General features: G+C 40.3%; 23 protein-coding genes and 1 pseudogene. 11 read left to right on the forward strand and 13 right to left on the reverse strand.

The genetic code is table 11. From position 1 onward, the window contains the following. Positions 1 to 76: 76 nt before the first annotated feature. The 3 genes from FDK13_RS31145 to FDK13_RS31155 all read right to left on the reverse strand — a co-directional run bounded on the left by FDK13_RS31145 (position 77) and on the right by FDK13_RS31155 (position 2,409). Entirely contained in the window at positions 77 to 643 is a 567-nt protein-coding gene (locus tag FDK13_RS31145; protein WP_137343936.1) for a cupin domain-containing protein, read from the reverse strand. 195 nt (positions 644 to 838) lie between these two features. Next, positions 839 to 1,762 carry a S1C family serine protease gene (locus FDK13_RS31150; protein ID WP_170982962.1) on the reverse strand — a complete coding sequence of 308 codons (924 nt, stop codon included), beginning with the start codon at positions 1,760 to 1,762 and terminating at the stop codon, positions 839 to 841. Positions 1,763 to 2,019: 257 nt separating this feature from the next. Then, the gene (locus FDK13_RS31155; RefSeq protein ID WP_137343938.1) at positions 2,020 to 2,409 is read right to left on the reverse strand and encodes a prenyltransferase/squalene oxidase repeat-containing protein; all 390 of its coding nucleotides are present in this window, start codon (positions 2,407 to 2,409) and stop codon (positions 2,020 to 2,022) included. A gap of 292 nt (positions 2,410 to 2,701) precedes the next feature. Here FDK13_RS31155 and FDK13_RS35610 point away from each other — a divergent pair, with 292 nt between their 5' ends. Further along, the gene (locus FDK13_RS35610) at positions 2,702 to 2,860 is read left to right on the forward strand and encodes a hypothetical protein (RefSeq protein WP_170982963.1); all 159 of its coding nucleotides are present in this window, start codon (positions 2,702 to 2,704) and stop codon (positions 2,858 to 2,860) included. A 72-nt stretch (positions 2,861 to 2,932) separates the two neighbouring features. Here FDK13_RS35610 and FDK13_RS31160 read toward each other — a convergent pair whose 3' ends face one another. From FDK13_RS31160 to FDK13_RS31190, 7 genes and pseudogenes are all read right to left on the reverse strand, one after another. Next, on the reverse strand, positions 2,933 to 3,499 hold the full coding sequence (locus FDK13_RS31160; protein ID WP_137343939.1) for a hypothetical protein: 567 nt from the start codon (positions 3,497 to 3,499) through the stop codon (positions 2,933 to 2,935). 50 nt (positions 3,500 to 3,549) lie between these two features. Next, positions 3,550 to 4,020 carry a GNAT family N-acetyltransferase gene (locus tag FDK13_RS31165; RefSeq protein ID WP_137343940.1) on the reverse strand — a complete coding sequence of 157 codons (471 nt, stop codon included), beginning with the start codon at positions 4,018 to 4,020 and terminating at the stop codon, positions 3,550 to 3,552. Positions 4,021 to 4,026: 6 nt separating this feature from the next. Further along, positions 4,027 to 4,341 (reverse strand): helix-turn-helix domain-containing protein, encoded by a 315-nt coding sequence (locus FDK13_RS31170; RefSeq protein ID WP_137343941.1) that lies wholly within the window; start codon positions 4,339 to 4,341, stop codon positions 4,027 to 4,029. Then, positions 4,338 to 4,682 (reverse strand): type II toxin-antitoxin system RelE/ParE family toxin, encoded by a 345-nt coding sequence (locus tag FDK13_RS31175; protein ID WP_137343942.1) that lies wholly within the window; start codon positions 4,680 to 4,682, stop codon positions 4,338 to 4,340. Before FDK13_RS31175 ends, FDK13_RS31170 begins: the two co-directional genes overlap by 4 nt. 130 nt (positions 4,683 to 4,812) lie before the next feature. Then, positions 4,813 to 5,043 (reverse strand): annotated as a pseudogene (locus tag FDK13_RS31180) (helix-turn-helix domain-containing protein); the annotation flags it as partial. Between the two features lie 140 nt (positions 5,044 to 5,183). Then, the gene (locus FDK13_RS31185) at positions 5,184 to 6,023 is read right to left on the reverse strand and encodes a class I SAM-dependent methyltransferase (protein WP_137343943.1); all 840 of its coding nucleotides are present in this window, start codon (positions 6,021 to 6,023) and stop codon (positions 5,184 to 5,186) included. 199 nt (positions 6,024 to 6,222) lie between these two features. Next, positions 6,223 to 6,777 (reverse strand): hypothetical protein, encoded by a 555-nt coding sequence (locus FDK13_RS31190; RefSeq protein ID WP_137343944.1) that lies wholly within the window; start codon positions 6,775 to 6,777, stop codon positions 6,223 to 6,225. Positions 6,778 to 6,900: 123 nt separating this feature from the next. Between FDK13_RS31190 and FDK13_RS31195 the strand changes: the two genes are divergently transcribed. Then, a complete protein-coding gene (locus FDK13_RS31195) occupies positions 6,901 to 7,623 on the forward strand; it encodes a hypothetical protein (protein WP_137343945.1) in 723 nt (240 codons plus the stop codon). 153 nt (positions 7,624 to 7,776) lie between these two features. Here the strand turns inward: FDK13_RS31195 and FDK13_RS31200 are convergent, their stop codons facing one another. Together FDK13_RS31200 and FDK13_RS31205 are read right to left on the reverse strand one after the other, a co-directional pair. Beyond that, on the reverse strand, positions 7,777 to 8,226 hold the full coding sequence (locus FDK13_RS31200; RefSeq protein WP_137343946.1) for a hypothetical protein: 450 nt from the start codon (positions 8,224 to 8,226) through the stop codon (positions 7,777 to 7,779). Positions 8,227 to 8,286: 60 nt separating this feature from the next. Next, positions 8,287 to 8,703 carry a DUF2251 domain-containing protein gene (locus FDK13_RS31205; protein ID WP_220417473.1) on the reverse strand — a complete coding sequence of 139 codons (417 nt, stop codon included), beginning with the start codon at positions 8,701 to 8,703 and terminating at the stop codon, positions 8,287 to 8,289. A gap of 176 nt (positions 8,704 to 8,879) precedes the next feature. Here FDK13_RS31205 and FDK13_RS31210 point away from each other — a divergent pair, with 176 nt between their 5' ends. Continuing rightward, entirely contained in the window at positions 8,880 to 9,515 is a 636-nt protein-coding gene (locus tag FDK13_RS31210; RefSeq protein ID WP_137343947.1) for a hypothetical protein, read from the forward strand. A gap of 261 nt (positions 9,516 to 9,776) precedes the next feature. Here FDK13_RS31210 and FDK13_RS31215 read toward each other — a convergent pair whose 3' ends face one another. Further along, positions 9,777 to 10,811, reverse strand: coding sequence for a LacI family DNA-binding transcriptional regulator (locus tag FDK13_RS31215; RefSeq protein WP_137343948.1), 1,035 nt, complete (start codon positions 10,809 to 10,811; stop codon positions 9,777 to 9,779). Positions 10,812 to 10,937: 126 nt separating this feature from the next. On the opposite strand from FDK13_RS31215, the gene iolB reads away from it, so the two are divergent. The 8 genes from iolB (at position 10,938) to iolE (ending at position 21,405) form a co-directional block, all read left to right on the forward strand. Then, positions 10,938 to 11,807: a 5-deoxy-glucuronate isomerase gene (gene iolB, locus FDK13_RS31220; protein ID WP_137343949.1), complete on the forward strand. Its 870-nt coding sequence runs from the start codon at positions 10,938 to 10,940 to the stop codon at positions 11,805 to 11,807. A 57-nt stretch (positions 11,808 to 11,864) separates the two neighbouring features. Continuing rightward, on the forward strand, positions 11,865 to 12,872 hold the full coding sequence (iolC, locus tag FDK13_RS31225) for a 5-dehydro-2-deoxygluconokinase (RefSeq protein ID WP_137343950.1): 1,008 nt from the start codon (positions 11,865 to 11,867) through the stop codon (positions 12,870 to 12,872). A 152-nt stretch (positions 12,873 to 13,024) separates the two neighbouring features. Further along, positions 13,025 to 14,491: a CoA-acylating methylmalonate-semialdehyde dehydrogenase gene (locus tag FDK13_RS31230; protein WP_137343951.1), complete on the forward strand. Its 1,467-nt coding sequence runs from the start codon at positions 13,025 to 13,027 to the stop codon at positions 14,489 to 14,491. A gap of 136 nt (positions 14,492 to 14,627) precedes the next feature. Beyond that, positions 14,628 to 15,656 (forward strand): inositol 2-dehydrogenase, encoded by a 1,029-nt coding sequence (iolG, locus tag FDK13_RS31235; protein WP_137343952.1) that lies wholly within the window; start codon positions 14,628 to 14,630, stop codon positions 15,654 to 15,656. Between the two features lie 25 nt (positions 15,657 to 15,681). Further along, positions 15,682 to 17,292: a sodium/sugar symporter gene (locus tag FDK13_RS31240; protein WP_137343953.1), complete on the forward strand. Its 1,611-nt coding sequence runs from the start codon at positions 15,682 to 15,684 to the stop codon at positions 17,290 to 17,292. A gap of 45 nt (positions 17,293 to 17,337) precedes the next feature. After that, a complete protein-coding gene (locus FDK13_RS31245; protein WP_137343954.1) occupies positions 17,338 to 18,279 on the forward strand; it encodes a class II fructose-bisphosphate aldolase in 942 nt (313 codons plus the stop codon). 267 nt (positions 18,280 to 18,546) lie between these two features. Beyond that, a complete protein-coding gene (gene iolD / locus FDK13_RS31250; RefSeq protein ID WP_137343955.1) occupies positions 18,547 to 20,412 on the forward strand; it encodes a 3D-(3,5/4)-trihydroxycyclohexane-1,2-dione acylhydrolase (decyclizing) in 1,866 nt (621 codons plus the stop codon). Between the two features lie 90 nt (positions 20,413 to 20,502). Further along, complete coding sequence (gene iolE, locus FDK13_RS31255) at positions 20,503 to 21,405, forward strand: myo-inosose-2 dehydratase (RefSeq protein WP_137343956.1); 903 nt, start codon at positions 20,503 to 20,505, stop codon at positions 21,403 to 21,405. Positions 21,406 to 21,466: the final 61 nt, after the last annotated feature.

Genomic DNA, 21,466 nt, shown 5'->3' on the forward strand with positions numbered 1-21,466 from the left:
GTTTTACGCGGAGTTACGTAGAAAAAATAAACTCTTTTAACTCTGCGTTGAACTCCCAAAACTCTGCGTTTAATCATTAGAATTTTTTCATATAGTCGATGGGTGGGCCAACTCTTTCGAAACCGTGCGCTTTTCGGAAATTGTCTTGTTCCTCATCAGACATTTTTGCTAATTTACCTTCACTGACTGCCTGAAAAAATGCTTCCATTTTGCCTGCTGGCTGAAATGATATCAACATTTTCGCTTCGCCCTCTCCTCTTTTGGTGAATGCGTGAGGAATTCCTCTTGGACCAAAAACACTGTCACCTGCCTTGGCTTCAAAAGTTTCGTCTCCAATTTTTATTAAAAACTCACCAGATAATATATACCACCACTCATCCTGATCATAGTGACGATGAAACGACGGTCCGCCTTTTTTCAAACGTGTTGATTCAAAAATATACAGATCACCATTGGTATCTTCTGACGATACTTTGGTAAAGAACGTATCACCTTCGAGCAAACTTAAACTTTTGTCCTGCCTATCTTTTCCAGTACCAACCTTTATTCCCTTCTTCGGTCTATAAGCCGCAACCGATTTTGGACCAACTATAACACCCGGAATCGCTCCAATAGATAATTTGAGAAATGTTTTCCTTTTCATAACAGAGATTTCATGATCACTATTCAACATAAAAGGAAATTATCAACTAATTATTTATCAAGCAATTAATAGGCTTGTCTGTTATCAAACGGTGAAAATTAAACGCAGACTTTAGAGAGTTTTGCGCGGAGTTACGCAGAAAAAATAAACTTTTTTAACGCTGCGAAAAACTTCCATCATTCTGCGTTTAACCCTTCATTTTTTTTCTGTTGGGACAATGATGAAGTTTAGTAATTCTGTATGCCGTATTACGGAAATATCTACCATTGAAAGCACTTCACGATGTGTCAGTTCTTTAAAAAGTTCGTTGCTGCTGCTTACAGGCTTGTTGTTGAAGGAAATAATGATATCACCTTCTAATAATTGTGAGCGGGATGCGGGAGAATTGGCTTCGATGTGTGTAACAAAAATTCCCTTATGATTTGAAAGTTTGTAATGCTGGCGGATTTTTTCATTGATCTGAACATCCTGCAACTGCAATCCCAAATAAGCTTTAAACACTTTTCCGTCCTTGATAAGTTGTCTGGCGATTTCCTTGGCGGTATTTATATCAACAGAAAAACTTAATCCCTGCGCTCCTTGAATCACTGCGGTATTAACTCCGACGACTTCTCCATCCGTATTGATCATCGGCCCGCCGGAATTTCCAGGATTTAACGCCGCATCCGACTGAATTACATTATCAACATATCTTCCGGATTGCGTTTGTAATGATCTTCCCAAGGCGCTCACCACACCAGTTGTTACCGTATGCTGGTAACCATAAGGATTTCCAATTGCAATCACAAACTGCCCGATCTGTAATTGACTGGCATCGCCAAGTTTGGCAACAGAATATCCCTGCGTATAAATTTTAAGAATGGCAATATCAGTATCCGGATCTTTCCCTATCAGTTCAGCTTCTATCTCATTATTATTCAGCAAGCTTACCATTATTTTCTCCGCACCATCCACGACGTGGCAATTGGTGAAGATCAAACCGTCTGAGGAAAATATAAATCCTGAGCCCGAGCCGGCAGGACGGAGTTTTCCTTTTTCAGTTTTAAAAACGTCTATTTTTACGACTGCGTTTTTTGTCTTATCCACAGCCTCAATGATCATACTCGAAAATGTATCCATGTCTGTAAATTTTTGTACAAACCTGAACATCAAAAATTTATCCAGAACTTTTTTTGTGCCAATGTGTCCATCTTAACGTTTTCAGTATGCCAAAACGCCAGATCGAAATTTTTCGAATAATAGATTTAAACGAAAAGTAAGCTGAAAATTTCACACAAATGGTTTGCTTACAAATGAATAAGTCCTTCAAGAGTCTTAGCTCATGAAGGACTTATTTTGGTTCAGTCGATGAAATGAATTTGTTTTTTAATGAGGTTTTAGGCCGTCATTAAAAGTCTTCTATTGATATCAGTAAGCCTTATTCCCTTCAAAGTTTTTAATCTTTCTTCAATTTTGATACCGTTACTGAATACATAACCCGGACCGAAAAACTGTTTAAATTCTTTGATCGCCATATCAAGCTGTTTCTTTGAAACCCCACTGTAAACCAACTGCATTAGCTGCGCTTTTTCCAGCGTAAGGCTTTGTAGTTTCCAGTATTTTGGATGTTCCAAACCAATCGGCGATCTGAAATACTTATCATGTTTTTCTTTAATTAAAAATTCAAAGTCAATATTGATCTGTTTGCTGTTATTAGCTACATTTCCTTTGACAATAATTTTGGCTTCTCTGTCTACGGCCAGGATAAATATTTTTTCGTGTATCATGATTGCTAATATTTTTTTATAGTTGATGCTAACATAATTGATTAATAACCAGTTACCTTTTGGTGAATAAATTCGGTTACATTAGTTAGACTAAGATTGTGCCAGAAAGATACGCTTCGGAAAGAAAATTTATTTTATGCTATGAATAAGAATATAAATACAATTAATATTCGTTAATCCTTGAAAATGATTTGAAATTATCGGTGTATTTACTATTTCAGAAAATTTAACAAAACTGGTATTGAAGATAGCTCGAAAAAAATCGGCCTGTTTTTGGCTAACCGCATTGCGAATGAATATTCAACCGGGTGCAATTCGTGAAGTACACTGCCCCCCAAACACAGATGAATGGCTTAGTTCAAATCCCGGACAATTACCCGCCGGTCATTTCGGTCTTACGCTTGACCAGGCCTCGTCTCTGACAAAACATCAGGAAGGTTTTTTTGATTGAAAAAGCCCTCAAAAAAATCTCCCCTTCAAATTCTTTTGAAGGGGAGATTTTTGTTTTAAATAAATAACAATTTTATAATTTGACTGCACCTTCAATACCTATTTTCAATGACTGTTTAAAATTCCCTTCATTATACACTCCGCTAGCATTTAAAACAACATTCCGGCATTTGAAATACAAAAATCCATTTATTTTTGAAACCGTTACTGAGCCGGAACCATCTGAACCAGACCAGTCCTTTATTTTTTTATTAGCCACATCAGAAAACGAAACGGCTACTTTCTTTTGAGCCGTATTTCCTTCTTTGCTGATTTGGTAGGTACCGGCTGCCGGTTCGGCCGTTCCGAAATCAAGCGTGAAAGTTTGCAGTTTTCCCTGATCCACAAGGACAAACATTCCCATCGTTTCGTTAAAACCACCTTTGTAAGCAAATTTCAATGTCGTATTTGTACTTCCCTCTGCACGCACTTCGCCAAAGTTATACCAGCCATTCGGCCCGGCATATAGTGGTTTTTTAGGATTTGTATACCGGTCATCCGATGCTTGTGTCACATTGGACCAGGTATCAGACGCGGCTTGCTGGGCAAAGGAAATAATTGAAATTAATAATCCAGCTATTAAAAGTACAGTTGATTTCATAATATGATTTTTGATATAAAAAAATAGAAAGTTTTAAGGTAGAAATAATTCTAATCTTCACCAATTTCCATGTGCATATTAATCAGCTGCTGAGTAAATCCAACTTTTTCATAGGCTTTAATCGCCGGTAAATTGCCGTCGTAAACATCCAGCCGCAATTCTGAAATTCCTTGGGAAACAGCCCATTTTTTTAAACCTTCAATAATTTTACTATTAATTCCCTTGCCCCGATACGCCGGATCGACATACATAAATCCCAGATATGCGTGCAGAGGATGTTTCAAAAAATGCCGTGCTGGTTCGATACGGGCGTAACCCGAACCCACAACTTCTTCATCTATTTCAGCAACCAGAATTTCAATATGCGAAGCCCTGATCATTTCCTCAATGTCGTAATAATACACCGGATCCGGTTTTATTAAGTTATCAAAAGCGCGCTCTGCGTTTATGACGCCTTGCTCGAAGCGCAGTAATGTTGGGAGGTCGGAGGTTGTGGCGGGGCGGATGTTGATTTCAGTCATAAAATTTTAATATTCCAAATCAATTTTGGTATCCGGCAATTCAATTTGAAATTTCACTTTGGCTTTAAGTGCAGAAAATACCCTGATTAAAGTATCAACCGTTGCATTTCCCGCACTGTTTTCAAGTTTTGAAATTTGGGACTTTTGTACACCAATAAGTGCACCAAGTTCTTCCTGAGTCAAATGACGTTCGTGTCTTGTTTGCTTTATAGCCTTACCTATCAAGTCCATTTGTAATTCGAATTCGAATTTATCCCTGTCAGAGGTACCAACCTTTCCAAGAATTTCATCCTGAACTTCGTTTAATGTATATGTTTTCATTTGTTTTTTGAATTATCGTCAAAGTAATCCAATCTTAATTGCTTGGCTTTCTCTAATTCTTTATCAGGAACCTTGCTTTGCTTTTTTATAAAACCATGGGTAGAAATTACCAAGGTATTATCAGAATCAGTCTTATCCCAAAATGCAAGAAGTCTATATTGTATTCCTCCGTAAAGTGTCCTCAATTCCCAAATATCCCCTTTCAATTTTTTAAGAAGCCCGGAATCCTGTTGGTTTTGAACCTTACGAATGTTGTAAATTATTTTTTCTGAGTGCCTTTTATCAAGACTAAGAAGGAACTGGCGAGCATCCTCCATAAATTTGATTTCAAAATTATGCATTAACGTTTTGTAGGTGTGTGTAAACAAAAATAGCAAAAGTTTCCTTACAATGAAACCTCTAATACACTTTAAATTACTTTGATCCTACAAAACAACATACATGAAACTCTCAATTAAACGACTGCCAAAATTACAAAGGTGAAACCCCTGCCTTGTTTTTGAACAACTTATTAAAAGACTGCGGATACTCAAAATCAAGCTGATAAGCAATTTCATCGACAGACAAAGAAGTGGTTGTCAATATTTCCTTTGCTTTTTCAATCAGTTTGTTGTGGATATGCTGCTGCGTACTTTGTCCCGTGAGGGACCGCAACATATCGCTCAAATAATTGGGGGAGACATGCAATTGTTCAGAAATAAAAGGAGATTTCATCTTTTCTGATCATTTAATTTTACATTACAAAAATGCATGAAATCTCCAATGAACAAGTATCCAAATCCCGGGTCATTGGATCCAAAATGAAGCCGGAAAAATCAAATCAATAACGGCAAGAAATGTTCCTATTTCTCAAAAATCAAAATATCCTGAAAGAATACCCCAGGAATTTCTTTCCAGTTTCCAGGATAATAATTCACCAGTTTCAAACCGGATGTTTCCTGAAGAATACGAAGACCTTCTTTTGTTACAGCAATAGCATCCTCCGGATGTTTAGCTGTTTTTAAGGTAAACCAGTTTTCCGAGCCGTAAGCCGACAAATCGAAAATCCAGCCGTTTTGGGTTGTAAAGTGAAATCTTCCGGGTTCGTCACTGCGTTTTCCCAGAGAGTTTTCATATTCTTCATCCAGCAGAAAAAAAGTAATTATTGCTTTTCCACCTTTTTTCAAAACTCTATGAATTTCTGAGAAATAGAAAATAGCATCCTTTTCACTCATGTGCGTCCAAACGGAAAGTGCCGTTACCAGATCCTGCGACTCATCCTGAATCGGCCACGACTTTAATATTACAGACTGATCGCTGGCGTAAGTTGGATTGGCAACATCCAAATGGATAAATTTGTAATTATCTGATTTATAATGCTCTTTACAAAAATTAATATCATCGGTCATGATATCAATTCCCGTATATTCACCATTTTCGGACACAAAAGGCTCCGAAGATATTCCTAACAAACCGGTTCCGCAGCCAATATCAAGAATTTTATTTCCTGATTTTTGTTCGAGGTTTTGATAAATAATCGTTTGAAAAATACCGATAACGTGTGCCCATTCTGCATAAGACAATTTACCGCCTCTCCTATTTTTAAAATCGGGAATTAACCTGATATTCCTGGTCCTTCTTATATGTTCTCTATCTGTATCGCGAAAAAGTTTGTCTATCCAGGGAAAAAGTTTTGTGATCATATTTTGATGGTTTATGTTTTGGCGAAAAAATGGCTGGTTTTCAGCAATACCGTTACAAAACGGTTGCAAGTTATAATAAAGTAACTTGTGGACATATTACAAATTAATACTTACTGATGCCGGTTTTTGTTGCGCTGTCAGATAAATCATCATCATTAGGAATGAATAAAGCTTGTACCTTCCTTATTTTGAATAAAATTCATTTCTTTTTCTTTTTGGCAATCCAATTGACATAAGAATAACTATTGACTTCCACCAGTGCTTTCTCAGACGAATACCCATGGTTGTAAACTGCAATGGAACTCGCATTGGCGACTAGGGCTCCGGCAACGGCAGCACCTATACAAACAAGCGGAACCACAACCAAACCCAAAACAAATGCACCTTCGATATCCGTAGATACGTTTTTTGTTGCCAAAAGAGAAATTACAAGGCCTGTTCCAAAACCTGCAAAACCTCCGACAGATCCCGCAGAACGATTACGGACACATATCTGGATTAATTGGTTACTAATTGGAAATTTATACAGCACATCAGGAAGACTATCAGCGGCCAGAAGCTTTTTGTAGGTTTTGGCGATGAAAATGATAGAATCGGAAATTGAATATAAATATCCTTTTTCCAGTGTTTTGCTCCCCCGGATTTTAATAAAACATTTATAAGGATAAATCGGAGGCGGTGCAGCATTTAATTGCATGGCAGCCAATAGCAAAGTCAGGCACAAAAGGCAGCGCTTGGTGGAGATAGACATCATTTTTAGAAGAGAAAGAGAGTTTTTACTAATCTACGTAAATATTGTAAATGACAAATCGATCGTGTGAAATCTTTGTAGAAATTATAGGTCCGACTTGTAGACATTCTAAATCCATGCACATTTATGATTAAATTGGATAAGTTAAACCAGACTTCACCATTACAAATCCCTCCGGATATCTTGAAAAGTCTTTTAAAGTATTTGGTCTTTACCGCACTAACCGCATTTTCATTTTCTTGTACAAAAGAAAATGAGGGATTGAATGTTGAAAGAGAAGTATTTGCAACGCTCCTGCCTAATCTGGTAGATTCGGTTTACAAAGATCCTGAATTATACCTGAATCCGCCTCTATTACAAGGTTATCAGCAAATGCATAGCACGTCTCGCGAAAATGGAATCTCCGCAAAATCCTCCCAGGAAATTGTTAAAACAGAAAAAGTCATTAAAAAAATTGATGTTTCAGTATCGACTGCCATTAAACCCATTAGCGATCAGGATACTAAGACTGTGAATATGCTCATTAAAAGGAACGGCCTAAAAATCAGATTAAATAAAAATCTGACTTCTCACAAATTAGACTTAACGACCATTCAGGATAAACGATATCATTTTAAATCTCTTGCAGAATCTGCACTTGAAAAAAATCTAACTACGGAGAATGGCAAAACGATTTATCATGTTGGCCTGGCATTTTCCCGGATCCAGTTTGACGAAAATATGGAAAATGGGATTTTAAACGGAACATATCTCTGTTACCCGAAGTGTGGTATTGGCTACGTCATTCTTGTTCACAAAACAGCGAATGGTTGGAAAATCCAGAAGGTATTTCTGGACTGGCTTTCCTAGAAAAAATATGCCGGATATCAATTAAAATCTCAGACCAGTTTTAAATAATTTATTCATAAATCCTTGGTCTGTATTTCCACAGATGTGAATTATCAAAAGACTTTTTCAAAGCGTCCTAAAAATAGCCTTAAATATCAGCCCCAAACCCGCACTTTACAGAATCAACTGAAAATCAAAATGATGTATATCGGGCTTTAAAAATTTTCTTCTTGCTTCTACCGAAAATATTAGCTCCCGACTGTAAAATTTCAGGAAATTGGATGGATCTCCGTAAGGGCTATTTGTCAAATCGTTGACTGCATGCAACAAAGTTTTTTCTTCTTTAACCTGTTTCCAATACCTATCCAAAAGCCAGATCCAGAATTGCGTAATCGTTTCGTGGTAACCACTGAAATCTGTATTTTCCTTTCCTAATGACTCATTATAGTCTGCAATGTAAGCCGGCATCAGTACTGAGGTTTCCTGCAAACCATAGTTTGAGATAAACCAAAGACCGACCGTAAGATGAGCAAAATGTGTCCATTTTTCTTCCGGAAGAGTTTTTGATACAAATTTATCGACCAGACTTTTAATATCTGAGATATCGGGATATTGTACAATCATATTTCAAAATAATATTCGGGACTACAAGACAATCCGAAACAAGAAAATGTAAACTATTTTTCAGGAGCGTTTTTCATCCGGCACCAAATATTTCGCCATTATTTCTTCCGTAAGCTGCCTTTCATTAACCAAAGCCCAGTCCCCGGTATTTTCCGGAAAACCATCTCTGCAATATCCGGCTCTCAGGCCAAAATCAAAAATGGCGTGATAGTGTTTGTTAATGATCAAAAAAGCAATCCAGCCATCCTCACTCCAACCGATTTGCAGTTCCGTAGGCAATGTTTTTTCAGTGATATCGGCAACATTGTAAATATGCAGCCCATCCAAAACTTCCGGCTGTTCTGATTTATTGATTGCGTAGAAAAAGCCGGTTGTCATATCATCCTCAAAAGCTACACCGAAATTTTGGGTTGGTGAAAAGCTGTGGATGAAGGTGTCGTGGCCGATTTTGTAGTTGTGGGTGAGTTGTGGGGTCAATTTTTACTTTTAATTTAAATTTTTACTCTATTCATTAAAGTTTAACACCCCAATTTATGTCACGGGGAAATCTACTTCCTCAACCTTGGATTTAAAATTTGTTGACTAATATAGTCAGGATTGTAGTTCCAGATATATATAGTACATTACAAATATCTAAAACTCGCCTTAAACCTATGCATAATTTTGAAGCTTTTCAGAATCAATATGCTACCAAGTATTCTGATTCAATCATTAAAGATGGTATTATCAACAGAGATCTTTACGACTCGGAGAATCCCAAAATTCTTTTCATTTGCAAGGAACATAATCAAATGGCCGATACAGTGCTGAATGGCGATTACAAAATTTGGTGGAATGAAGGATTAAAATACAGATTTGCACATCGTATTTCCGAATGGGCTTACGGAATAGCAAATGACTTTCCTCCTATTGAAACCATCGATGACAAAAAGAAAAAACTTTCCTTAAAAAGTATTGCATTTCTTAATGTAAAAAAGATAGCAGGTACTAGTCAATCCGATTACAAAGATTTAAAAGAAATAATTGAATGGAGCAAATCCTTAATTATAGATCAAGTAACTGAAATTAACCCAGATATTATCATCTGTTCGTTAGGTTATTCCGACTTAGTAAAAGATTTATTTTCAGCTCCGACCTATATTAACTCTGGGCATGATATCAATTATTTTATATGGAATAATAAAATTGTTATTGACTTTTACCATCCTTCTATCAGATGGAGTCGATCCGCCACGTATTATATTTTGAAAAATGTAATACAAAGTGTTTACCAAAGGAATGTGACGTGATCAAAATATATTTCACTAATAATACTAATTGAAGGAACAAGGAATAGGCAGGACGGCATAACCGTCACCTGTTTATAGAAAAGTAGTATCCACATGATGATATCCCGACTCCATAGGAGTCCCCGCTCCCCTCCAGGAAATATAATTTCATCGCCATACAGAAGGCTCCTACGGAGCCAAGCTACACCGTGACTTTCGAATATTTTCTATAAACAGGAAGCTCTATCGAGCTATTTCCCCTCCAACATCATTATCAGAAAGCTACGAAATCCTCAACGAAGACTCCCGAATAATCAACTCCGTAGGCAACACAATATTCTCATGCACAAAATCCCCTGAACCATTCAACTGATTCAAAAACAAACGGGAAGCTTCCATTCCAATCTTTCTTCCCGGGCGGCTGATTGTTGTAAGTGACGGATAGGTATAAGCAGAGATCGGCGAATTATCAAAACCAACAATACCGATATCTCCCGGAATTTTCAGTCCACGGTCCAGAATAACCCGCATGGCTCCTATCGCTACCTGGTCATTTACACCAAAAATCGCATCGGGCGGCGAGTCCAAATCCAGCAATCTTTTTGTGGGTACAATCGCGCTTTCAACCTGGAAATTTGTGTTGATAATCAATTCTTCACGAATTGACACACCGTACTTTTTCAGACAATCGCGATATCCTTTGAAACGCTGTTCGGAAACCGTAAGTCCGTTAGGACCTTTCAGATGTGCTATATTTTTATACCCAATCGTAATCAGATGTTCTACGGCTGCGAATGCACCGTGGTAATCGTCAACCGTGGCGCGGCTCGTTTCAAAATCTTCATATTCACGGTCGATAAAAATGAGCGGGGTTTTTCGCTGGATTACGTTTTCAAGATGCTCATAATAGCCTGAATCATATGTTTCCTGAGAAACGGAAAGGAAAATTCCTTCGGTACGGTTGGACAGCAGTTTTGACAAATATTCTTTTTCAAGCAGGTAATTTTCGTTCGTCACGCAAATATTAAGCGTATAACCCAATGGCTGCAAAACCGTGTGAAGTCCCTCTATTACAGCTGTTTCGTAGTAATTTCCGATGGTTGGTACCACAACACCCAACGTGGCTGTTTTCTTATTCAACAAGCTCAAAGACACTTCGTTGCGCTGATAACCAACCTCTTTGGCGTACTCCTGGATATTTTTTCGGGTGTCTTCATTAATTGCCGGATGATCATTGAGTGCCCTGGACACCGTGGAAGGAGAACAACGGAAGCGGCGGGCAATGTCTTTGATAGTAACCGGACGGGACGAATTCATGAGTAGGATAATTACAATTAAATATTTAAAATTTTTTCAAACGTTTGCATTCGTTATAAACATATTTACACTTTGTATTTAATTTATACCACGCTATCATTGTGCAAATGTAATAGAAAAGCAACAATGAGCGACCTACTGGTAAAACCAAAAACCGATCAAAAAACCTATCATTCCCTTACAAGCGAACAAGCCGGCTGGACTTATCTAAACTTTGAAGCGAAAGTTCTTGACCTGAACGAACAATATACACTGAACACGGGAGATTACGAATATTGCATCGCGTTATTGGGTGGAAATTTCAAAGTAGAAACCGATCAGGGAGTTTGGGAAACGGGAAACGGACGCAAAGATGTTTTCAGCGGAATAGGTCACGCGATGTATTTGTCGAGAAATACGAAATTTACATTAACAGCTCAAACGGATAAAACGGACATAGCGATTTGCTGGGTTGCAACCGACGAAGATCACCCGCCTTATATGAAACGTCCGGAAGAAGCCGCCATCGAATTTCGCGGCGGAGACAATGCGAACCGCCAGATTAACAGCTTATTGCTACCGGGGTTCGACTGTCATAAAATTGTTTGCGTAGAAGTATATACGCCGTCTGGAAACTGGTCTTCTTTTCCTGCTCACAAACATGACGAGCGAAAAGTAGCTGCGGACGGAACGCTGATCGAGGCAAATCTGGAAGAGATTTATTTTTACAAAATTGACAAGCCACAGGGATATGCCATTCAGCAGGTTTACACGGATGACCGATCGCTGGATGAAATTGTGCGCGTACATGACAATGAGGCGGTTTTGGTACCAAAAGGATATCATCCCGTAGCGGCGGCGCATGGCTATAATGTTTATTATCTGAACTTTCTGGCTGGCAGCGATCAGTCACTCGCCAATACTTCTGACCCGGATCATGACTGGATCTATGGTTCCTGGAAAGGTCAGGATCCACGACTTCCGATTGTCACGCTGGATATGAATAACGCAAAATAAATATCTTCTGAAAACGAATTAATCTGGTATCAAGTAACCTGGCTAACATTTTTTTCCATGCCTAAACACGATCTTTTAACCATCGGGCGCTCTTCCATTGACCTCTATTCTGCGAATATTGGAAGTCCGTTCGAAAAAATCAGTGCCTTCAATGCGTTTGTAGGCGGCTGTCCGCTAAACATTGCAACGGGCGCACAGCGACTTGGTTTAAACACGGCAATACTTACCGGAATCGGAAACGATCAGGTCGGGAATTTTATCAAACATTTTCTGGATGAAGAAGGAATCGCCACCGAATACATCCCGACGATAGAAGGAACACGCAGCTCAGCTGTAATTCTCGGTATTGAACCACCAGATAAATTCCCGCTGGTTTATTACCGTGAAAACTGCGCGGACATCAACCTGACCATCGACCACGTTAACGCAATTCCGTTCGAAGAATTCAAAGCAGTTGCTTTTTCAGGAACCGCATTCAGCAAAGATCCAAGCCGCACGTCCATGTTTTACGCTTTGGAAGTAGCAAAAAAGAATAATCTGAAAACACTTCTGGACATCGATTTCCGCGCCGATCAATGGGACGATCCCCGCGCGTTCGGTGTGACACTTCGTGCCGCGTTAAGCAGTTTTACGATGGTAGTCGGAACGGAAGAAGAAATACTGGCGACATACCTGACAGACAAAGAGCAGCTTTTAATCAAACACCAGCAGATTTCAGCACCTGAGATCAGAGGTAATATCAATACTGCCATCCAGGAAATCCTGAAATCAGGCGTCGAAACCTTGGTAGTAAAACGTGGAAAAGATGGAGCTTCCATTTTCCAACCAGGAAAAGAAGAAGTGAAAGTTCCCGGATTCCCGGTGGAAGTATTAAACGTACTAGGCGCCGGAGACGCATTCTGCGCCGGTTTTTCTTACGGGATTCTGAATGGATGGGATTTATACAAAAGCGTAAGAATGGGAAACGCCTGCGGAGCGATCATCGTAACAAGAGAAGGCTGCGCGAACTTCATGCCAACTTATGCCGAAGTAACTGAGTTTGTTGAAAGCCGAGGCGGGTTTTAGGGTTACACAGAGAACCACGGAGGTGTAAAGAGGGACACAGAGATTTATTTAGTAAATCCCTATGTCAAAAAGAACTCTGTGCCCCTCCTTTTAACTCCGTGGTTCTCTGTGTAACCTACCAAACATAACTAGATTTTAATTAAAATATCATAATGGAGAAATTACAGAATTATATTAATGGACGCTGGGTGGCTAGTCATTCCAGTGAATTCACCAACGTATTGAACCCGGCTTCGCAGGAAATATTGATGCAGGTCCCGACTGGAAATGCGCAGGATGTGGCGGATGCGGCGCAGGCGGCGCATGAAGGATTTCAGGAATGGAGAAGTACACCGGTTTCGAAACGTGTGCAGTATCTTTTCAAATTGAAAACATTGCTGGAAGATAATCTGGACGACATTGCCAAAACGATCACGCTTGAATCAGGAAAAACGTTTCTGGAAGCAAAAGCGGAAATGGTCCGGGCGATTGAAAACGTGGAAAATGCTTGCGGAATGCCGGCTTTAATGCAAGGGGAATTTTCGGAAGATATTGCCAAAGGAATTGATGAGTATATGATCCGTCAGCCGCTTGGACCATGTGCGTGTATCGCGCCGTTCAACTTTCCGGGTATGATCACGTTCTGGTTTTTGCCTTATGCCCTTGCTTGCGGAAACAGCTATATCATCAAACCTTCGGAAAAAGTACCGTTGACGATGACGAAAATCGTCGCTTTGATGGAAAAACTGGATTTGCCAAAAGGGGTACTTAACCTTGTTCAGGGCGGACGTGAAGTTGTAGATGCACTTTTGGAACATCCTGTGATTAAAGGAATCAGTTTTGTTGGTTCTTCCAATGTTGCCAAATATGTTTATTCCAAAGGTGCCGCGCATGGAAAACGTGTTCAGGCACAAGGTGGTGCAAAAAATCCTGTAATCGTTTTGCCGGATGCAGATATTGATATGACCACGCAGATTGTCATCGACAGCGTTTACGGATGTGCGGGCCAGCGTTGCCTTGCTGCTTCAACGATCATCACAGTTGGCGAACATAAGGATATTACGGAAAGTCTGGTTGAATCTGCGAAAAACCGTAAAACTGGTTTTGGACTTGAAAATGATGTGCAAATGGGTCCGGTGATTACGGCTGAAAGTAAAAACCGTGTCAACCATTTAATCGAACAAGGAATAAGTGAGGGCGGAAGATTACTAGTCGACGGCCGGAATCCAAATGTTCCCGGTTTTGAACAAGGCAACTTTATTGCACCTACAATTATTGAAGATATTCCACTGGATGGCGAATTAGCTGCGACTGAAATTTTCGGTCCGGTGCTTAGCCTTGTTCATATCAATACGATCGAAGAAGCGATTCGCTTTATCAATTCCGGTCGCTACGGAAACATGGCTTGTATCTTCACAAGCAGTGGATTAAATGCCAGAAAATTCCGTCACGAAGCAGAAGCAGGAAATATCGGTATCAACATCGGTGTTGCCGCACCGGTTGCGCAATTTCCCTTTTCAGGCTGGAAAGACAGTTTCTACGGCGATTTGCACGGACAAGGAAACCACGCAGTAGAATTTTTCACTCAAACAAAAGTGGTAATTGAGAGGTGGTTGAAAGAGTGGAACAGGAAATTCTAAGTTGGCTTCCGGCGATCGGCATTCGGCTTTTCCTGGATAATTGAAATTGACACCATAACTATTGAAATAAGAAACTAACTAAGCTCGGATTGGCGAAAGCTAACAGCTAATAGCCAACCGCTAAAACCTAAAAAACATGTCCAAGAAATTAAAAATCGGAGTGATTGGATTGGGGCGTATCGGGCAGATACACCTAAGTAATCTGCTGCATCATATTCCTGGTGCGGAGGTAGTTATTGCGTCGGACCTTTCGCCGGAATCGCACGCTTTCGCTAAAAATCTGGGCGTTGAAGAAGTCACGACGGATGCGTATGATGTTATCAATCATCCGGATGTGGAAGCGGTTATCATCTGCTCTCCTACTCCCTTTCACGTTCCGTACACCGTTGCCGCAGCCAATCAGAAAAAACACGTATTCTGTGAAAAACCGCTTGACGTGACTTTGGATGCGATTTATGCTGCGCAAAAAGCAGTAAGTGAAAATGGTGTTAAATTGATGCTCGGTTTCAACCGCCGTTTTGATGCAAACTTTGCCAACGTCCGTCAAATTGTGACCGACGATAAAATCGGAGATCCGCAGATTCTACGAATTACAAGCCGTGACCCGGGACCACCGCCTATCGAATATTTAAAAACTTCAGGTGGGATTTTCCTTGATATGTCGATCCATGATTTTGACATGGCGCGTTATATCGTGGGTTCCGAAGTGACAGAAGTTTTTGTAAAAGGCGACGCTTTGATCAATCCGGAAATTAAAGAATTCGGTGATATTGATACAGCCGTTATCGTGCTGACTTTCGAAAACGGAGCGATTGGTGTCATTGATAATAGCAGAAAAGCGGTCTACGGCTACGATCAGCGCCTTGAAATTTTCGGTTCAAAAGGAATGGCCAAAGCGGAGAATAATACTGCTGATAATCTGGTACATTTCGACAGTGATGGCGGCCATATCTCGCTTCCGCTGCATTTTTTCCTTGAAAGATATGAAACCGCGTATCGTGTTTGTCTGAAATCATTTGTTAATTGTGTGCTCAATGACACACCTTCTCCCGTTGACGCGCATGATGGATTGATGGCTACGGCAATTGGTATTGCTGCCATGAAATCCCTTCAAGAAGGAAGGCCGGTGAAATTGGAAGAAGTTATTAGTCATACATTGGTGTAAGCAGATTATACCCTAAACTAACCCCATGAAACAAGGCCTGCATTTGCTTGATTACGTCGTATTTTTCATTTATTTTATTGCTGTTTCCTCGTACGGTTTTTGGATTTACAAAAAGAAATCAAGCAAGGAAACAAGTTCCACAGATTACTTTTTAGCAGAAGGTTCATTAACATTCTGGGCGATTGGAGCTTCTTTGATCGCCTCCAATATTTCGGCAGAGCACTTTATTGGTATGTCGGGATCCGGATTTGCAATCGGCTTGGCGATAGCATCTTACGAATGGATGGCAGCCGCTACGCTGGTTGTCGTAGCCATTTTCTTTGTTCCGATCTATCTAAAAAACAAGATTTATACCATGCCGCAGTTTTTACGGCAACGCTATAATCCGGTGGTGGCTACAACGATGGCGATATTCTGGCTTCTTTTGTATGTGTTTGTTAACCTGACTTCAATCTTGTATCTCGGAGCATTAGCACTGGAAGTTACCGCAGGAATTGATTTTAACTGGGCTATCGGAGCGTTGGCGATTTTTGCTATCATTATTACCGTCGGAGGAATGAAAGTAATTGGTTATACAGACGTAATTCAGGTAGTTGTACTTATTGCCGGTGGATTGGTAACAACTTACCTGGCAATGGATCTTGTGGCTAAACAATTCGGTAATCCAAATGTTTTCAGCGCATTTGGTACCCTGAGAACACAAGCTGAACCGCATTTTCACATGATCCTGAAACAGGATAATCCTTATTATAAAGATCTGCCTGGTTTGTCTGTGATCATTGGTGCAATGTGGATCAATAACCTGAATTATTTTGGTTGTAATCAATACATTATCCAACGCACGCTGGGGGCCAGTCTTCCTACTGCGCGAAAAGGACTTTTATTTGCTGCGGGTTTGAAACTGATCATTCCAATTATCGTAGTTATTCCGGGAATTGCGGCGTATGTACTTTTCCAAAATGGCATGTTCCAGACAGAAATGCTTGATGCCAATGGTATTGTAAAGCCGGATCATGCTTATCCTGTTTTGCTTGATTTGCTACCATCCGGATTAAAAGGAATGGCATTTGCGGCTTTAACGGCTGCAATTGTGGCTTCACTTGCCGGAAAGGCGAATAGTATTTCTACGATTTTTACGCTGGATATTTACAGAGAATATATCAAGCCGGACGCCACAGAAAAGCATTTGATCCGCGTTGGACGTTATGCTATCTGGACATCCATGGCCATCGCCGCGTTAATCGCGCCACAGCTTCGGGTTTTGGAACAGGCGTATCAGTTTATTCAGGAATATTCGAGTTTCATCACGCCGGGTGTTTTTGCGATTTTTTTGCTTGGATTTTTCTGGAAAAGAACGACGGGGACAGCAGCTTTAGTTGCTGCATTATTAACAATCCCTCTTTCGACAGCTTTTAAATTCTGGTACGAAGAAATACCGTTTTTGAACCGTATGGGAATTATCTTTTTAATTCTCGTGGCAGTCATTGTTGTGGTAACACTGGTTGATCCGAAGAGTAAGAATAATCCAAAGGGGATTGAAATTGACCGTTCAATGTTTAAGGTAAGCAACGGATTTATGATCACCTCGATCCTGATTTTTGGTATTCTTGGTGCGTTGTATTGCGTATTCTGGTAAGACAGGATTAGCAGATAATCTCGCCGATTCTATAACTCACATTTTATGTTTTTAACAACCAAACAACTTTTTGATAAATGTTACGGCCGTTATGCAATTCCTGCGGTTAATGTATTTTTCATGGAAGAAATACACGGTTTATTTGCTGCGGCTCAGGAAGCGGATGCACCGTTTATTGTACAAACAACACCTTTTGCAAGAGATTATGCGAAAGCGGATATGCTGCTTTCCATGATCCAGTCGGCGGCAAGATTATACCCGCAAACGGTTTTTGCTGTCCATGTGGATCATGGCATTGAAGAACACATCTGGGACGCGATTGGAAGTGGTGGATATAGTTCTGTTATGATCGATGCTTCTCATGATAATTTTGAAAAAAATGTTGCCAGAACCAGGGAAGTTGTGGAAAGAGCACACGCTAACGGAATTAGTGTTGAAGCTGAATTAGGCGTTTTGGCAGGTGTGGAAGATGATTTGACTGTTGACGCAGAGCATTCATCTTATACCAATCCGCAGCAGGTCGTAGATTTCGTTAATGCTACTGGTTGCGACAGTTTGGCAATTGCCGTTGGAACCAGTCACGGTGCTTATAAATTTTCAGGCGGACAAGGTTTACAGTTTCATATTCTGGAAGAAATACAAAAGCGTTTACCTGGATTTCCATTGGTTTTGCACGGTGGTTCCAATGTCAGTTCAGAAGTTGTTGCGCGAATTAACGCAGCAGGAGGAAATCTTAAAACGGATGCAAAAGGTGTTCAGGAAGAGGAAATCCTGAAAGCGATTCCGCTTGGTATTTGTAAAATTAATATAGCAACAGATACCCGTTTATTATGGACAATGGTGAACCGTGAGTTTTTCCGTGATCATCCTGACGAGTTCGCACCGACAACGCCCGGAAAGATTTTCATGGAAGAATATAAGCGTTTCATGTTACAGAAATTTGAATTGTTCGGGTGTGTCGGGAAGGCGGATGAGTTTTTATATTAGTGCGATATAGAAGATAATCAATGGGATTTATTACGGTGCGTTGCACCTTCGATAATTGCGGTGGTGCTGGTGTTTCTACAAATATTTGGGTGCTCTGCACCATTTATTACCTGGTGCAGAGCACCCAAATATTTGTAGGTGAGATATCGTATTCTACCGTGGTCCCAAGGTGCAGCGCACCGTAATATTTGCCGATTCCAATAACAAAAACCCAATATTCCCTGATCCAACACTTCTTAAAAATCATCAAAAATATTCTCTTAAACCATGACCAGAAGATTAACCGTAGCCCAGGCTACCATAACATTTCTAAAAAATCAATACATCGAACGCGATGGTATTGAAGAAACTTATTTTGGCGGCTGTTTCGGAATATTCGGTCATGGAAACGTGGCTGGATTAGGTCAGGCTTTACAGCAAAATCCTGACTTCCGTTATTATCAATCCCGAAACGAACAATCCATGGTTCACGCTGCCGTGGCTTATGCTAAATTAAAAAATCGCCTTGGCGCTTTTGTCTGTACAACTTCCATTGGTCCGGGCGCTACGAATATGATCACAGGTGCAGCCTTGGCGACGATTAACCGATTACCGGTTTTGTTATTACCCGGAGATATTTTTTCAACACGTGAGCCAAATCCCGTTTTGCAGCAATTGGAAAGCGCATCCACACAGGATATTTCTGTCAACGATTGTTTCAAACCGGTATCAAAATACTGGGACAGAATCAACCGTCCGGAGCAACTGATTTATTCTTTGCCCGAAGTGATGCGCGTGCTTACTTCACAAGCTGAAATGGGTGCGGTTACGCTTTCCATGCCGCAAGATGTGCAAACACATGCGTACGATTTCCCTGAAGATTTATTTAAGAAAAGAGTTTGGCATGTAGGCCGTCCACGTCCTGATTTGTCAACTTTACAAAAAGCTGCCGAATGGATTCGCGCTTCTAAAAATCCGGTAATTGTTGCTGGCGGAGGTGCTATTTACAGTGGTGCGGATGAAGTTCTTCACGACTTTGCTACCAAAACGGGAATTCCTGTGGGTGAAACGTTTGCCGGAAAAGGTGCGGTGAAATTTGATGAACCGTATAGCATCGGCGGCCTGGGTGCAACCGGAACAAAATACGCCATTGAAATTTCCAATGAAGCGGATGTCGTAATTGGTATCGGAACCCGTTACAGTGATTTCACAACGGCTTCAAAATCAATATTCAAAAACCCGGATGTTAAATTTATCAATATAAACATCAGTGAATTTGACGCTTTCAAACATGCTGCTTTACCCGTGATCGGTGACGCAAAAGTAATTCTGGAAGAACTTTCCGGCTTGCTAGGCGATTTTGAAGTTGATCCGGATTACCGTAAAAAAATAGCGGATTACAACCACGCCTGGGATGAAGAAGTTACCCAGATTTATATTGAAGGAAACAGCACCGTCCCTCCTATCGATCAGGCGATTGTCATCGGTACGTTAAATAATTTCATGGGCCGTCGTGATGTGATGATCAACGCTTCCGGAAGTGCACCTGGCGATTTGCATAAACTTTGGCGCGCAACAGATCCAAAAAATTTCCATTTGGAATATGGTTTCTCCTGCATGGGGTATGAAATTGCCGCGGGTTTGGGGGCAAAAATGGCAGATCCTACACGGGATGTTTATGTGATTTGTGGTGACGGTGGTTATCTGATGAATAATCATGAAATCGTAACCTCCATTCAGGAAGGTGTAAAATTCACGATTTTGCTTTTGAACAATAATGGTTACGCCAGTATAGGCGGACTTTCTGAAAGCATTGGAAGTGAACGTTTTGGAACAATGTATAATTATCGCGACGAAAATTCAGGACAATTGTCAGGTGATTTCCTACCAGTTGATTTGGCAAAAAATGCGGAAAGTCTGGGTGCTATTGTCATTAAAGCTACGGACAGAACTTCGCTTGAAGAAGCTTTGGAGCAATCTAAAATCAATACCAGAACAACGGTAATTTATATTGAAACCAGTTTGTATCGTACCGTTAAAGGCTACAATGCCTGGTGGGAAGTTCCGATTGCAGAAGTTTCTGAATCTGCGTCTGTTCAGAAAGCTTACGATACCTATGTCAAGAACAAAAAAACACAGCGGATTTTTCTATAATATGACTTACCGCTGGTTGTTTTTCCAGCCACGAATGCACAAATCTTCACTAATATTTCGGAATGAACTAACTTCGATAATCTGACTAAAATGAATTTTGAAAATATAAAATTAGGCGTTGCCCCGATCAACTGGACCAACGACGATATGCCGGAACTTGGCGGTGAAAATACATTCGAGCAATGTATCAGCGAAATGGCTTTGGCCGGATTTACAGGCTGTGAAGTAGGAAACAAATTTCCTCGGGATATTAATGTATTGAGAAAAGCACTTGAACTACGCGGATTACAAATTTGCAATCAATGGAACAGTTATGAGCTGACGACAAAGTCGTTGGGAGAAAATATTAAAAATTTCACAGAACTTTTGGATTTCCTGGAAACCATGGGTTCCAAAGTGATCGGTGGCGGAGAAATTGGAAATAGTTGCCAAGGACAAATGACTGTACCCGTTTTCGAAGGAAAAGGGATGCTGAATACGGATGAAGAATGGAAAACTTTCACTACCGGTTTAAACGAATTGGGTAAGATTGCCCGAGCCCGAGGAATGAAACTGGCCTTCCACCATCATATGGGAACCTGTATTCAAACGATCGCAGAAACGGACCGGCTAATGGCTGAGACTGATCCTGAAAATGTTTACCTGAATTATGACTGTGGGCATTTCTATTTCGCAGGAGAGGATCCTGTCGAAGCTTTGAAAAAATACGTTGGAAGAACGGCTCATATTCACTTAAAAGATATTCGTCCAAATGTTTTGCAGCGTGTCCATGATGAAAAACTCAGCTTTTTAACGGCTGTAAAACAAGGTGTTTTCACGGTTCCGGGTGATAAGGAAGGCTGTATTGATTTTCCAGCTTTGTTCGAAGTAATCAAAGAAAGTGACTATCAGGGTTGGATTGTACTGGAAGCTGAACAGGATCCGGCCGTGGCTAATCCTTTGGAATATGCGATCATTGCCCGTAAATTTTTCAAAGGACTTACTAATATCTGAAATTTTTCTTATAAGCCCATTTGCAAAAGGAGTCAACTATTAAAAAGTTGACTCCTTTCTT

It is taken from the genome of Dyadobacter frigoris (assembly GCF_005280585.1).
Taxonomy (GTDB): Bacteria; Bacteroidota; Bacteroidia; order Cytophagales; family Spirosomataceae; genus Dyadobacter; species Dyadobacter frigoris.

Excerpts from the sequence above, each read along its gene's own strand:
- FDK13_RS31145 (WP_137343936.1), bottom strand. The coding sequence starts at position 643 with ATGAAAAGGAAAACATTTCTCAAATTATCTATTGGAGCGATTCCGGGT.
- FDK13_RS31150 (WP_170982962.1), bottom strand. The coding sequence starts at position 1,762 with ATGGATACATTTTCGAGTATGATCATTGAGGCTGTGGATAAGACAAAA.
- FDK13_RS31155 (WP_137343938.1), bottom strand. The coding sequence starts at position 2,409 with ATGATACACGAAAAAATATTTATCCTGGCCGTAGACAGAGAAGCCAAA.
- FDK13_RS35610 (WP_170982963.1), top strand. The coding sequence starts at position 2,702 with ATGAATATTCAACCGGGTGCAATTCGTGAAGTACACTGCCCCCCAAAC.
- FDK13_RS31160 (WP_137343939.1), bottom strand. The coding sequence starts at position 3,499 with ATGAAATCAACTGTACTTTTAATAGCTGGATTATTAATTTCAATTATT.
- FDK13_RS31165 (WP_137343940.1), bottom strand. The coding sequence starts at position 4,020 with ATGACTGAAATCAACATCCGCCCCGCCACAACCTCCGACCTCCCAACA.
- FDK13_RS31170 (WP_137343941.1), bottom strand. The coding sequence starts at position 4,341 with ATGAAAACATATACATTAAACGAAGTTCAGGATGAAATTCTTGGAAAG.
- FDK13_RS31175 (WP_137343942.1), bottom strand. The coding sequence starts at position 4,682 with ATGCATAATTTTGAAATCAAATTTATGGAGGATGCTCGCCAGTTCCTT.
- FDK13_RS31185 (WP_137343943.1), bottom strand. The coding sequence starts at position 6,023 with ATGATCACAAAACTTTTTCCCTGGATAGACAAACTTTTTCGCGATACA.
- FDK13_RS31190 (WP_137343944.1), bottom strand. The coding sequence starts at position 6,777 with ATGATGTCTATCTCCACCAAGCGCTGCCTTTTGTGCCTGACTTTGCTA.
- FDK13_RS31195 (WP_137343945.1), top strand. The coding sequence starts at position 6,901 with ATGATTAAATTGGATAAGTTAAACCAGACTTCACCATTACAAATCCCT.
- FDK13_RS31200 (WP_137343946.1), bottom strand. The coding sequence starts at position 8,226 with ATGATTGTACAATATCCCGATATCTCAGATATTAAAAGTCTGGTCGAT.
- FDK13_RS31210 (WP_137343947.1), top strand. The coding sequence starts at position 8,880 with ATGCATAATTTTGAAGCTTTTCAGAATCAATATGCTACCAAGTATTCT.
- FDK13_RS31215 (WP_137343948.1), bottom strand. The coding sequence starts at position 10,811 with ATGAATTCGTCCCGTCCGGTTACTATCAAAGACATTGCCCGCCGCTTC.
- iolB (WP_137343949.1), top strand. The coding sequence starts at position 10,938 with ATGAGCGACCTACTGGTAAAACCAAAAACCGATCAAAAAACCTATCAT.
- iolC (WP_137343950.1), top strand. The coding sequence starts at position 11,865 with ATGCCTAAACACGATCTTTTAACCATCGGGCGCTCTTCCATTGACCTC.
- FDK13_RS31230 (WP_137343951.1), top strand. The coding sequence starts at position 13,025 with ATGGAGAAATTACAGAATTATATTAATGGACGCTGGGTGGCTAGTCAT.
- iolG (WP_137343952.1), top strand. The coding sequence starts at position 14,628 with ATGTCCAAGAAATTAAAAATCGGAGTGATTGGATTGGGGCGTATCGGG.
- FDK13_RS31240 (WP_137343953.1), top strand. The coding sequence starts at position 15,682 with ATGAAACAAGGCCTGCATTTGCTTGATTACGTCGTATTTTTCATTTAT.
- FDK13_RS31245 (WP_137343954.1), top strand. The coding sequence starts at position 17,338 with ATGTTTTTAACAACCAAACAACTTTTTGATAAATGTTACGGCCGTTAT.
- iolD (WP_137343955.1), top strand. The coding sequence starts at position 18,547 with ATGACCAGAAGATTAACCGTAGCCCAGGCTACCATAACATTTCTAAAA.
- iolE (WP_137343956.1), top strand. The coding sequence starts at position 20,503 with ATGAATTTTGAAAATATAAAATTAGGCGTTGCCCCGATCAACTGGACC.